The sequence below is a fragment of the Marinobacter alexandrii genome (assembly GCA_039984955.1).
Taxonomy (GTDB): Bacteria; Bacteroidota; Bacteroidia; order Cytophagales; family Cyclobacteriaceae; genus Ekhidna.
On the sequence record JBDWTN010000007.1, the window covers coordinates 1,839,165 to 1,852,195 of the forward strand.

Annotated in this window: 10 protein-coding genes; 4 read left to right on the top strand and 6 right to left on the bottom strand. The window is 38.8% G+C overall.

Features of this window, described 5'->3' with window-relative positions:
* Positions 1 to 56 precede the first annotated feature (56 nt).
* Positions 57 to 923 (top strand): N-acyl homoserine lactonase family protein, encoded by an 867-nt coding sequence (locus ABJQ32_14355; protein MEP5290829.1) that lies wholly within the window; start codon positions 57 to 59, stop codon positions 921 to 923.
* Between the two features lie 46 nt (positions 924 to 969).
* On the opposite strand, the gene ABJQ32_14360 is transcribed toward ABJQ32_14355, so the two are convergent.
* Positions 970 to 1,287 (bottom strand): antibiotic biosynthesis monooxygenase, encoded by a 318-nt coding sequence (locus ABJQ32_14360; protein MEP5290830.1) that lies wholly within the window; start codon positions 1,285 to 1,287, stop codon positions 970 to 972.
* Positions 1,288 to 1,460: 173 nt separating this feature from the next.
* On the opposite strand from ABJQ32_14360, the gene ABJQ32_14365 reads away from it, so the two are divergent.
* The 3 genes from ABJQ32_14365 to ABJQ32_14375 all read left to right on the top strand — a co-directional run bounded on the left by ABJQ32_14365 (position 1,461) and on the right by ABJQ32_14375 (position 6,009).
* Positions 1,461 to 1,799: a PadR family transcriptional regulator gene (locus ABJQ32_14365; protein MEP5290831.1), complete on the top strand. Its 339-nt coding sequence runs from the start codon at positions 1,461 to 1,463 to the stop codon at positions 1,797 to 1,799.
* Positions 1,800 to 1,802: 3 nt separating this feature from the next.
* The gene (locus tag ABJQ32_14370; protein MEP5290832.1) at positions 1,803 to 4,481 is read left to right on the top strand and encodes an ABC transporter permease; all 2,679 of its coding nucleotides are present in this window, start codon (positions 1,803 to 1,805) and stop codon (positions 4,479 to 4,481) included.
* Between the two features lie 142 nt (positions 4,482 to 4,623).
* A complete protein-coding gene (locus ABJQ32_14375; protein ID MEP5290833.1) occupies positions 4,624 to 6,009 on the top strand; it encodes a hypothetical protein in 1,386 nt (461 codons plus the stop codon).
* Between the two features lie 34 nt (positions 6,010 to 6,043).
* On the opposite strand, the gene ABJQ32_14380 is transcribed toward ABJQ32_14375, so the two are convergent.
* The 5 genes from ABJQ32_14380 to ABJQ32_14400 form a co-directional block, all read right to left on the bottom strand.
* Positions 6,044 to 7,141, bottom strand: a complete 1,098-nt coding sequence (locus tag ABJQ32_14380; GenBank protein MEP5290834.1) for a hypothetical protein — start codon at positions 7,139 to 7,141, stop codon at positions 6,044 to 6,046.
* A 75-nt stretch (positions 7,142 to 7,216) separates the two neighbouring features.
* A complete protein-coding gene (locus tag ABJQ32_14385; GenBank protein MEP5290835.1) occupies positions 7,217 to 8,371 on the bottom strand; it encodes a helix-turn-helix domain-containing protein in 1,155 nt (384 codons plus the stop codon).
* A 137-nt stretch (positions 8,372 to 8,508) separates the two neighbouring features.
* On the bottom strand, positions 8,509 to 10,902 hold the full coding sequence (locus tag ABJQ32_14390) for a TonB-dependent receptor (GenBank protein ID MEP5290836.1): 2,394 nt from the start codon (positions 10,900 to 10,902) through the stop codon (positions 8,509 to 8,511).
* 74 nt (positions 10,903 to 10,976) lie between these two features.
* Entirely contained in the window at positions 10,977 to 12,086 is a 1,110-nt protein-coding gene (locus ABJQ32_14395) for a helix-turn-helix domain-containing protein (protein MEP5290837.1), read from the bottom strand.
* Between the two features lie 48 nt (positions 12,087 to 12,134).
* Complete coding sequence (locus ABJQ32_14400; GenBank protein MEP5290838.1) at positions 12,135 to 12,833, bottom strand: hypothetical protein; 699 nt, start codon at positions 12,831 to 12,833, stop codon at positions 12,135 to 12,137.
* Positions 12,834 to 13,031: the final 198 nt, after the last annotated feature.

Sequence of the window (13,031 nt, forward strand, 5' to 3'; positions counted from 1 at the left end):
AGGTCTGGGAACTTAAAAGTGACTTTTTTGTTGTACTCGATCTAACTATTATAGACATGAAAAAACTTAACCTCCTACTATCTATTTGTATCATCACACTCGTTTCAGCTTGTGGTGGATCCACCAATCAATCAGAAGAATCTTCTGACCCTGAAACAGAAGAATCTTCTGACCCTGAAATTAAGCTTTACGTTTTTGAAGTAGGCGATATTTTGGTGAAAGATATCTCCCTATTTAACCCCGGTGTAGATACAGGACAAACAAAGAACTTCACAAATTCTGCATACTTAATCAGACACCCAAAAGGAGATCTCATTTGGGACACAGGCCTTCCAGATGCTCTTGCTCAAGCTCCTGATGGGAATGATTCGCAAGCTTTTCTCATGAAAATGCCAAAGACTTTGAGCGCTCAGCTAGAAGAGATTAATGTGTCTCCGACAGATATAGAATTTCTTGCGGTTTCCCATTTGCATGGCGATCATACTGGAAATATGAATTTATTCACTTCGGCTACTTTGTTATTGCAAAGTGAGGAATACGAAGGATTGTTTGAAGGTGAGACGGTAGCTCCTGCTGTTGATTCATTGCGGAATAATGAGTTTGTAAAACTCACTGGCGATCATGATGTATTTGGAGATGGAAGTGTTGTTATCAAACGTGCTCCCGGTCACACGGCTGGTCATCAAGTCCTTTATGTGAATCTTCCAGAAACTGGACCAATTGTGTTGTCAGGAGACTTGTATCATTTTACTAAAAACAGAGAATTGCGAGGCGTTCCAGCTTTTAATGCAGATAAAGAGCAAACCTTAAAATCCATGGATTCGGTAGAGGCATTTTTGAAAGAACAGAGTGCTGTACTATGGATACAGCATGATAAAGAGCAAAATGAAGGCATTGCACACTCGCCAGAGTTTCATAAATGAATAATGATAGTAATCATAGGAAGAAATTTTTAATCCTGTGATTACTTCATTTCTTTGTCTCATACTTCATTTCGAAATGCTTGACCTGAGTATCAAATCGCAGCAATTTTGATTTACAGCGATCAGGAACATGAGCTTTTTCCAGATCATCCCCTACAAAGGAGGCTACATTTTCTAATTTTTCAAACCATATGATAGAAACAAATTCAACTTCATCTGCATGATCATGTCTGAGTAACTGAGCTCCTCTATAACCTGGTATTTTTTTCTTCTCTACCTTCTCAAACACCTCAACTTTTATCAACATTTCATAGTCATCAGCATCTCTTGGAAGGGTCCAACCGTGCCATATTCGTGCTATCATAGGATTGTTTTTCTAAATATACAATGCTAAAACTGATATTAAAAGAGCCTATTGCAGGCTTTTTCTAAATGAAAGAAGTCCCCAATAAAACTATTTCCTAATATATGGTATATTTTATATAACAAATAATTTCACTTTGCGTATCTATGTATTATACAAAGTATAACAAATAGATGAGCAAGGAACATTTAGGTGAATTTGAGGAGTTAGTTTTATTGATGATTGTTCTTCTTAAAGATGATGCATATGGATTGGCCATTCGCAATGCATTGAAGGAACACGCAAATAGAACAGTTACCATTGGCGGGGTGCATGGTACAGTGAATAGACTTCAAGGCAAAGGGTTTATTGAATCCAATTTAGGAGGTGCTTCCGAATTGCGAGGCGGTAGACATAAACGGCTTTTTACCATTACTTCTTCTGGTAAAAGCATGTTAGAGAAAAGTCAGGAAATGAAGATTTCCCTGTGGTCTAAAATCCCCGATTTTGCACTTCAAAATACGAAAGGCTAGTTGATGAAAAACCGTAGAATCACACCTCCCAAACTTTCTGGACAAATTCTTAAATGGTTTGTTAAGGAAGATTTACGAGATGAGATACTGGGTGATCTCTATGAATACTATATGGAGATCGGACATAAATCAAAATGGAAACGGACTATTCTGTATTGGTTTCATCTGCTGAATTTTCTCCGACCTTTTGCCATCAAAAAATTAGAAGGAACTCAAAAACTCAACACGTACGGTATGTTTAAAAATTATTTCAAAGTAGGGATTAGAAATATCCTGAAGTACAAGACATTCTCTTTCATCAACATTTTTGGTTTGGCTGTAGCTATGGCTGTATCGCTTCTTATTATTCTCATGTTGGTAGATCAGCATCAGTATGATCAGTTCCATACCAAGAAGGATCGAATCTATCGAGTACATACCAAAATTGAAGGTTCAGGTATTGCAAATGCTTCCAGCCCATTCCCTCTAGCTACAACCCTGAAAGAAGGCTACTCCATGGTGGAAAATGCCACGAATCTGGTGCCCGGAATTGGAGGTGATGCCGTATTCACTGTTGATAAATACGCTGAGGTCAGGGGGTTTTTTGCTGACGCGGCATTCTTTGATGTATTTGATTTTGCACTTAAGGAGGGAGAACCAAACACTGCTCTTTCGCTACCAAACAGTATGATTATCACTTCTGATGTAGCATACAAACTATTTAATACACAACCAGCTGTCGGTAAAACAGTCAACTTTCAGGATAGGAGTCTGGGATTGATGAAAATTGACATTGGCACTGGGAAAGAAGAAATAGCAGAAGATTGGGGAGAGTTTGTCATTACTGGAGTCGTTGATTTAGAAAAGTATAAGAGTCATATTGATTTTGACATGTTAGTTTCTGCCGCTACACTTCCACGATTGTATCGAGAAGAAAGGATGACTGACAAATCAGATTCATGGGAAAATTACTCTCTAGGATATACCTATCTGCTTCTTGAAGAAGGATCTTCTCAAGAACAGCTACAAGGATCTTTGAATGAATTATCAGATGCTAAATACAGTGCATTTCCACAGCTAGAAGGGATGCAGTTACTTTCTAGAAATCTCAATGATATTACTCCTGGACAGTTCGTAGGAAATCCAATTACGCTGAGATTACCGATTGAAGCATATTATGTTCTAATTGGTCTCGCCCTTGTTGTCATGTTCTCAGCCTGTTTGAACTATACCAATCTTTCCATAGCAAGAGTCTTAACTCGAGCAAAAGAAATTGGTGTACGGAAAGTAAATGGAGCACGCAGGGGGAGTTTGATTTTCCAATTTTTAACAGAATCTGTTCTTACATCTTTCTTTTCGCTTATTATGGCGAATCTGATTCTACTACTACTTCGTCCTGCCCTTCGTTCACTTTGGATTAGTGATATTCTAAATTTTGATTTAACCGCTAACCTGACCGTCTTTGCCTCTTTCTTTGGCTTAGCCATGGTCATAGGATTGGTTGCAGGATTGTATCCTTCATTAGTGCTTTCCGGTTTTGCTCCGCTAAAAGCTTTGAAAAATTTGAACGCTGAAAAGCCGGGTAAAATTGGCTTGCGAAAAGTATTGAATGTGACACAGTTTACCTTCTCGCTATTCTTCATCATTACATCTCTTCTTATAGCTAAACAGTTCAGTCATATCATTGATTTTGAATATGGATTTGAAACAGAAAATGTGGTGAACATTCCAATCCAAGGAAACGACTATCAAATTCTTCAAAATGAGTTTGCTTCTGTTCCAGGGGTGGTTGGCACCTCAATGTGCGAATTTATTCCTGCCCTGCTGCACACCAATGGTGCTTCTATCAGCAATGAGGTAACAGAAGAAAACCTTTTCAACGCAGAATATATCAGTGTAGATCACAACTTCACAGAGAATATGGGCTTGGAAATTATTGCAGGAGAAAACCTCCCGCAAAATCAGACCAATGGAAATTTCATCTTGATAAATGAGATGACAGTAGAGAGATTAGGTTTTGAGACCCCTCACAATGCCATTGGAAAAAACGTTTACTTAGGTGGTCAGCGGCCCATGACTGTAAAGGGAGTAATCAGGGATATCAAATTTCAAAACCCTGTGATGGGAGAAGGAGATCTCCCTCTAATCCTGAGAAACAAGCCGGAACTTTTCAGTTTTATCAATGTCCGATTTGATTCGCAAAATCAACAGGTAATGAAAGCTTTGGAGGATAAATGGGAAGTACTAGATCAAACGCATCCATTCAAATCCTATATCTACGACGAGCAGCTTTCCCGATCCACCAAATGGTTTGGTGATCTTGTAGCCATCATCGCTTTTATTGCTTCACTCGCTGTGATTATCTCCTGCCTCGGGCTTTTAGGAATGGCTATTTACACGACTGAGAGACGGGCTAAGGAAGTAGGCATCCGTAAGGTGTTAGGAGCAAGTGGCTCTCAATTAACCTTGGCACTTGGTAAGTCTTTCCTCCTAGTTCTTTTCATTGCCATTGTTATAGGCGGACCGTTAAGCTATCTCGCCAACAATCTATGGCTGGAGAGTTTTCCAAATCGAGTAGATTTTGGTTTCGGAACTGTCATCATCGGATCATTATCGCTCTTCCTCATCGGTTTGTTAACTATTAGTTCTCAAATCATCTCTGTGAGTCGAAGGAATCCGGTAGAGTCATTGAAGGATGAGTAACAAGACGTTGCTCTTATAGTCAAGATTTGTGAAGGCTTACATACCATCAGCAATAATCATCTCGTTCAATAGTCAAACATTGTGACTTAGCCTAAAACTAAAAAAGCTGTGAATTTGTGTTAGCCACAGCTGGTGTTATCGTATGAATAGATGTTATGCAACCTCCATTGTCGGAGCAGGACTGGTGTGTCTATGTCTCTGCTCCTCTGCCCAAACAACCAACCGTATACCCTACAGAGAAAAGAAGGTGCAGTTTTCTACCTTTCCGGGAGTAAGCACTGCAGGATTTGAAAGTGCGAAATACACCTATAATTTTTCCTTTAACCTTTTCTCAGGAATAGCCGCAGGAACCAGGTATTTCTCTTTTTCTACGATATCCAATCTTGGAACTCGCTCTAGCTCGGGTTTGCAACTCGCAGGGCTTGCCAACATCATAGGTAGTCAGAGCTATCTACATTTAACCAACTTCGAGCAAAAGGAACTCGAGAATGAAGGCAAAACACCCAATCAGAAGGGAATTCAACTTGCCGGCGCACTCAATCTCGTAAGAGGCGAATCTTCTGGAGTGCAAGTTGCAGGAGGGATGAATACTGTCTATCGGAGCAGTTCCGGATTTCATCTTGCGGGTATTGGCAATTTTTCAGGAGGGAATATGATCGGTCTTCAACTAGGCGGGTTGTATAACGTATCTCAAAAGCTGGTACTTGGGGGCCAAGTAGCTGTCTTCAACGCAGCAGGCAGCAGGCTGAGTGGCTTTCAATTTGGCCTATTAAATCGCGCAAAATATGTAGAAGGAAAAGCAGATAATTCCTCCGTAAAGTCTTTTGGAATTCAACTTGGTATCATCAATCATTCAAAAACTAATAATGGAATTCAAATAGGTATTATCAATCGTGCTAGAAGAATGCGAGGAGTGCAATTTGGACTTATAAATATTTTTCAAAATGCTCCATACGATGGGGCTAACCGGTACAATGGTGTTCCGATTGGCTTGTTAAACATTGGCAGTAAAGACAGTAGGTTAAGAATTTCAAGATCTGATTTACTTCCTTTAATGGTTGAGTACACCACAGGAAATTGTCAAAATTGTTCCTTTACTGAATCTCAAATGCCCATTGGCGATATATTTTATAAAACGAATCAAAATGCACTGATCTTTGGATACGAATTCTCAGATGACGAAGAGCTTAACTGGGCGGTAGGCTATGGCTTCCAACGAGTTTATTATTATAAATCTTCTATGAGTGCTTTTGATCCTAAAAACAAGAAGTACTTTTTTAGCCCCTCCATTCGGTTTCTTCATCTAAACAGAGAAAAGAAATTTGATCCCACACTTAGCTTGCTTACTCAGTTTCAATTCGATGTTGGTTATCGATTTGGCTGGTTTACCTTATATACCGGGCTCAATATGAATGCCTTCTTGTATAAAGATGGATTGCCCTTGGATGTAAATTTCGAAATCGCAAGCCGTCAATCCGGAACTCAGTATCAAATTTGGCCTGGATACATTTTTGGCATTCAATTATAATTTTTTGCCAACAAGTAAGTACTCCGATAGTTAATCACCTCTTATACCTTCTTTCGAGATTATCGTAAAAATCTTTCTGAAAATTCTTCACGGAGATATTGAGCGATCGCTTGATGTCTCCATTTGTTTTTATCAAATCAAGCACTGCAGTCCAACCATATGTTGAATCGATATATTCAATCAAATAATAACCTAGTACGTATTTCAACTGAGACGTTCGATCTCTTTCAATCTGTTTTAGTGAAGGATATTTGCCTTCTTTCAGGAATTCAAGTTCGTATGGATTGTCGGTCCATTTACAACATCCTTTATATACTGCGATACCTTCCCACAACCACCCAGGAGCTCTTTGAGTATCAGAAATTAAGCTTAAATGAATACAATGGATAAACTCATGTAAAATCATTTCGTAGGGATCTATTTTCTCTTCCCTTATCTCTTCTGCCACAATTGTAGATAGCATCCTTATCTCGTTTTCATCCCAAGCTCTTCCCATTTGCCACTGAGGAGCTCCTGGTGTTAAAACTGCATTGTGGTAAGTTTTAAGATCTGGATAAATCCGTATAGTGGTAATAGGAAATCCCGTTATTTCAAAGTCCCTGATCAAATCTTCAAACTTCTCTTCGAGTGCCACAGCTACCGCTGGAGTCTTTGCCGTATCTATCACACTATACTCCAATAGGAAATGATCAGTATTATAGGAATAGCGCAATTCACTCTCTGTATTAACTGCCAAATCGCTTAAGTCTTCATTTCTGTACCCATACAAATCAGTAGGCCATTCACTTCTCGGTCTGAACACACGAAAACTCTCCAGTTGGTCGTTCTCAAAATTTAGTACTAAATAGTACGTCGAATCACTATCGGTAATTTTCATTTCCCCCTCTGATAAAAAGATAGTTGGCTTTAGCCCTCCATTTTCATAGGGAATAAGTTCCCGATCTATATCTGAGTCATAGATGATAAACAGTCGGTCATCTTTTAGGTACCAGCGACTTCTAAATAATGGTTTGTTTGGTCTGACACCTACATCATAGTAACCTACAAACTGATCGAGCGCGGGGAGTTGATCAGACTGAGAAAAGCTTTGAAGTAATAGAATTGAAAAAGCAAATGAAAGTACGGTTCGCATAAAGAGTTTTGAAATGTTTAAGTCACGAAAAAACTCAATACTTCATCGTCATGCGTCCCAATAGGTAGAATGGCACTAATTCTTTGACACTTTTCTTAAGTATTGACTTGGTGTATCTCCAGTCATTTCTTTAAAAACACGATTAAAGGATGTTTTCGAATTGAAACCACATTCCAATGCAATGGCCAACAATGTGAACCTATTTCCATCATTTCTCATCAACCTCTGTTTGACAGCTTCTATCCGATATGAATTCACTAGTTCAAAAAAACTCTTCTTCAAATGTGTGTTGATCACAAACGAAACCAAGTTCGGATCTTTGGCTAAAACACTGGCAAATTCTTTGAGTGAGAGCGTTGCATTCATGAAAAGGTCGTTCTTCTCCATCTCCGTTTTTATCGCTGCAATTAATTCTGATATTTCACTTTGAGCTAGATGGTGATAGCCTCCTTTTATATTTTTTATTAGATCACCAATATTCATAACGAACCCCTTTTTCAGTCCTTGAAGTCCAACCCAATAGGTAAGGTAAGTAAGCAGGGTCAAGAGGAAATAGGTAACAGCAATTGTAAATACATTTTGAATTTGCCCTCTGAAGAGGATTAAAAAACTCACAGCAAATGGAATCCAGATCAACCAAAACAATCTGTAATATTCCAAAAGCTTAATCAACCATTGCAACGTCTTTTTCCGAATCTCCGAAAACTGCTGTACCAACAATTTTTCATGAGATTCAATTTCCTTCATCGACCTTCTCAAATAATAGAATATAGAGATGGAAGCCGAGACATAAATAAGCGGTGTAATGATCCGATCAGTAGGCACATTGTAATAAATCTCCCTTGAAAGTATTGCCCAACATATCTGAAAGAGCTGTAATATCAACTCTATTCCCAAAGGAACGAAGTGCAGCATCTCTTTTTTCGAAAGCTTGAAACCAGAGCGAGTAAATGAGCACGTGTAAAAGAACAACAATGGACCTATCGCCAATAAAAATGAATATGGAATCCACAGCAACCAAGGAAATAGGTTGTCCAAATTTAAATCCAGAAGCATCAAATATGTCAAATGTAAATTGACTACCAATATTAGAAAAGCAAGTAAACGGTTGCTTCGTTTATTATCCGCTTTGCTAAAGATTAGAATCCCCGAGAGAATAAAAATCTGCACTATTCCTGAAACAATGAAAAAGTTGATGGGATGCAGGTTGAAGTATATCTCAGTTTTCACCTAAAATTATTTTGTGAGCTGAGACAAAAATGATGCTAAAGATCATCACTTAAAGGGTTTGGTGGATTTTAAGATATATCAGTAAAGCTCACAAAAATTGAAGCTTTTTTTAAAAGATGAAAATCAAAAAGTGGAGGCTATAAGCCTCCACTACTTTTCTTTTCGTTGTTGTCTCGCTTTTTGCGCTTAAGTGACTGTCTCTTCCCACTCCCAAACCTATGAGAATATCCTATAAAGAATGTTTGACTATCCCAATCAAAAACACCGCTTTGTAGAACAGGTCTCTCTCCTTCAAACGAGAACTGCTGAGTATGAAAAATATCATTAAAATTTATGCTGAGTGTCCCTTTACCTTTGAACATTGAGTACCTGGTACCTGCATTCACAAAATAGAAAGCGAGTGTTTCATATTGAAGATTGGTGTTAGCTCCTCGGTACAAGCCGATTAGCTGAAAAGTCAATCTCTTGCTCGCCTTGAAACTGTGGTTCATCCGAAAATTGTAAAGGACATTTTGAACTTCTCTAAATTCACCTTGCGCCACACCTCTTTGTGTTTGAGCATAAAGATCAAAGCTTGAGGTAAGACTCCACCATGACGCCAGTTGATAGTTACCACTAAGCTCAAACCCATAAGCTGAGTTATTACGATAGTTGTTGTACGAGAATAAAATGTTGTCTGAATTATCCGGATCATTGAAGCCAAAACGGGTGATCTCATCATGAATTCTTCGATAAAATATCCCAGAAGTTATACTTCCTGCTTTTAATTGTCTCGTGTAGTTTAATTCTGCAGAATTAGTGAATTGTGGTATCAATGCAGGGTTACCAACATTCGTGATTCTTGCCGAACTCCATGCTCGCATCGGATTTACCTGATCAAGATTGGGCCGATCCACTCTCCGACTGACACTGAAATTGAAGGCGTCACGCTGTTTCTCAGGATCAGGGACATAACTCAGGAAAATAGATGGATAAACTGAAAAAATCTGATCATCAAATCGTTGCTCCAAGTTATCTATTTCATTGAAACCCCCAAGTGTTCTAAAATCTTCTAGCCTCGCACCTAATTGATACGACCATTTACCCAGATCATTTCCGAAACTAAAATAGATAGCATAAATATCTCTATCAAAATCATACCCAGAATTCCGAAAGTTTGGATTGGTTGTTTTATAGGTATTGTCTGTAAGTTGCAATCGTACTTCGGCACCAGCCTCTAGCTTCTTTGTTTCTCCCAGACTCAATTCATAATCCAGGTTGATCGTGGTATTTTCTCGGTCAGTGCTGATATTTTCCTCTGCATTATCGACAGCAATTTCGTTCCCGTAAAAGTCGAAGTTGGCTTTTTCAACTCCTTCAAATCGACTATAATCAACCTCTACTTCCAATGAAGACTGGCCGCTGAATTGATGCTTGGCATCAACATTAAATGTCGAAGTGTAATTATCAACTTCACTGGCATACTCTTGCCCAAATTCCGAATCTTCATTCCCCGGAAACTGGATATCCGTTGAACGAAAAGCTGCATTATCAAACCAATTTTGAACGGTGTAGCCAGACAAAACTGTGCGCTCACCCAGCTCATAATCTACGCCAATCTTGGCTAAATGAGAGGTCCTATCATTGATCGTAAACCATACTTCCTCTGACGGATCTCCAAGTCTTGTTATTGAACCCCATGTGGGTGAGGGACCATCTGTGAGACCATAGTTGAGATAGTAGTTGGCTTTCTTGGTTTTATAATTTGTGTCTACCGACCCGTTCCATCTTTGCTCATGACCACTTGTCAAGCCACTTGTCATACTTCCATTGAATCCCAAATTGGTGTTTTTATGCAAGATGATATTAATAATCCCACTCATACCTTCGGGGATGTATTTAGCAGATGGATTGGTGATCAATTCGATTTGTTTTATCGAACCGGAGGGAATTTGCTGTAATAATTGCGAGGTACTTAGGTTGGTCGGCTTACCATCCACAAGTACCATTACATTGTCATTCCCCCTTAAAGATACAGTCCCATTTTGATCCACATCAACCGATGGGATATTGACCATCAGATCTACTGCACTTGGACCCGTGGTGGCCAGATCCTTCCCGATGTTGATTACTTTTCTATCAATCTTTTGCTGGATAGTAGATCGTTCAGCAACAACCTCTACTCCTTCGAGCTGAGTAGCCTCCTCAATCATGAAAATGTCACCTATTTCTACCTTCTCGTTTCTCTCAGAAATCGTAACCTCTTTACGCAACGTTTTATAACCAATAAACTGAAACTCTAACACATAATTACCCATTGGTATATTCTTGATTCGAAATGTCCCGGTCTCATCAGAAATCTGTCCTCCAATGATTCTATCAAAATCTTTCGATTTTATCGCTACTGTCACATACGGTAGTACCTCTTCCAAATTTTGGTCAATGACTGAACCAGTTACTTCGGCTTTTGCATTGTCTTTTTGTCCGTAGATTACGGAAGAAGAAAACAGAAATAATAAGGTTAACAGTTTATTTTTATTTATTTTTTTCATAACGGTATTGATTATAAAACAAGCCAATAATGCATCGAATTCCAGATAGGAATAAGTCCAAATGCAGTATAGATTTAGTTTAATTCACGAGCGAAGTATTCCCTTGGGGAAGTGCCCATCAGTTTTTTGAATGATTTATTAAAGGTGGTTTTGGAGTTAAATCCTGCCTCCTGTGCAAGCCCAAAAAAGGTTAGGTTTTTAGCTCTATCTGTTTTCGCCAATTCTACAAATTCTTTAATTCGATGATAATTGACATACTCAAAGAAATTCATGCCAATCCTCTCATTAAGTAATCTTGCCACTTCTGGATTGTTCACCCCAAGCATTTCAGCCAGGTCAGCTTTCATCAGGTTTCTATTGAGATAGGGCTTCTTTTCCTCCATCAGTTGATCCAGTTTTACTTTCAGCTTATCTAAATCTCGTGTTGAGAGCTTTGACTGAATGTACTTTTTAGGACTGATGTGTTCTGTCACTTTGAAAAGTTCTGGCTCCTTCATAGTGTAGTAGGTTATGAACAAAATGATCAGCGCTATACTCGTCCATATGTAATTCCGAGCGTTTATTTCCAGCTTCTCAAACCCAAACATGCTAACGAAGTACACTATGACCCAAAATGCCAGACAAATACCGATGGCTATCAGGAAGTTTCTAAAAAACTTTGTTTTTACCACATAACTTAACTCATTCCCAAGTTCTTCACGGAAGCGAAGGAATATCCTAAAACTGGCAATCCAATAGGCAATATTGAATATCAATGCAAAGCCAATAAATGTAATGACATGTTCGAAAAGTCCACCATCTTTAAATCGATCGCGGATTTCTTCATTACTAGGAAGGATAAATATGACCGAGATCAACGAACTGTAGATCACAGCAGGTATGTAATGAACCAACTCTTTGTATGAAAACCGTTTGTTGAGCAACGATGATTTTGTAAATAAATACACCGTTGAACCAAACAGTAGATTGGCAAATTCAGAAATGGTAATAAAACGTCTATTTGATCCAAAGATCTCCGTTGCACTCAAGACCCTTCCCGACAACCCTACTATCAATACGACAATCAAAAAAATCAGATATCCATTCATGTTTCTTCTGTTCTTCTCAGAAAAGGCATAAATGCCTAACAGAAAGAGGGCTTGAAGAAAACCGAAATATACCAGTTGATTTAAAAGTAACTGCATGAGCGCGCTAATTTAGGCTCATGTTAAAACATGAGCCCTCTTAAGTGATTATTGAATAGCGAATTGATTGACGTGTTTTACGGAGCTATGATCCATGCCTTTGTTCTTTGCATTGAAAGAGTCAAAAGCTTGTTTACTTTCCCACTCTACGATCGAAAGAAAGTCGGGATTGTATTCATAGCCAAAAGGTGAAGAGCCCTTCAGAAACCCAATCAGTTTATTACCTCCAGATTCTTTTACCTGCTTAAGCCAGTCCTTTCTAAATTTTTGAAACTCTGCATCGTCAATTCCCCAGTACGCTGTGACCACATTAAATTTTTCTGGATTCACATCAAACGAGTAATCTTGGCTCACCTCCCAGTAGGTAAGATCAAAATTGGACCAGATCGCACGTCGCATTTCATGAAAGTTGGGAACTGACTTGTCAATGTTGGCAACAAACTTCTCGCGTAATTCAATGGACTCCCATGCTCCAAATACCATTACTTCCGGATGGTAGTTACCTTGTAAGGAACTGTCGATGGCGAACCCATTGAGAGGCGTATACCCTCCTTTCTCAGCAATTGGAAAGGCTAATTTGAAGTAGTCCTTCTGAATATCGTCAGTGCCGTCTTTTGTGCTGAGGAAGATGATATCGAATACCTGACCCTTTTTTAGCGAGTACGATTTTATTTCCGATTGAGCTTGAACTCCGAGGGAGAGAATAAAAAGAAGAGCAGATAATAAGTAGCTTTTTGTCATTGTCATAATGTATATTTTTCGTTTGGCCAATGTTACGGCCACAAAACCTGCTGGTTTGGAAAAAAGCCCTCTGATACGTTCTTATACCGTATGCGTACTCCATTTAGGATGATTGATCATGTAAAAAGATTTTTCTACTCTTTTGATAGACTCCCGTTCGCAATAAATAAATCATTCTGTTTTCGTAGCTAAATTTTGTTGTGA

Excerpts from the sequence above, each read along its gene's own strand:
- ABJQ32_14365 (MEP5290831.1), top strand. The coding sequence starts at position 1,461 with ATGAGCAAGGAACATTTAGGTGAATTTGAGGAGTTAGTTTTATTGATG.
- ABJQ32_14390 (MEP5290836.1), bottom strand. The coding sequence starts at position 10,902 with ATGAAAAAAATAAATAAAAATAAACTGTTAACCTTATTATTTCTGTTT.
- ABJQ32_14400 (MEP5290838.1), bottom strand. The coding sequence starts at position 12,833 with ATGACAATGACAAAAAGCTACTTATTATCTGCTCTTCTTTTTATTCTC.
- ABJQ32_14360 (MEP5290830.1), bottom strand. The coding sequence starts at position 1,287 with ATGATAGCACGAATATGGCACGGTTGGACCCTTCCAAGAGATGCTGAT.
- ABJQ32_14375 (MEP5290833.1), top strand. The coding sequence starts at position 4,624 with ATGAATAGATGTTATGCAACCTCCATTGTCGGAGCAGGACTGGTGTGT.
- ABJQ32_14395 (MEP5290837.1), bottom strand. The coding sequence starts at position 12,086 with ATGCAGTTACTTTTAAATCAACTGGTATATTTCGGTTTTCTTCAAGCC.
- ABJQ32_14380 (MEP5290834.1), bottom strand. The coding sequence starts at position 7,141 with ATGCGAACCGTACTTTCATTTGCTTTTTCAATTCTATTACTTCAAAGC.
- ABJQ32_14370 (MEP5290832.1), top strand. The coding sequence starts at position 1,803 with ATGAAAAACCGTAGAATCACACCTCCCAAACTTTCTGGACAAATTCTT.
- ABJQ32_14355 (MEP5290829.1), top strand. The coding sequence starts at position 57 with ATGAAAAAACTTAACCTCCTACTATCTATTTGTATCATCACACTCGTT.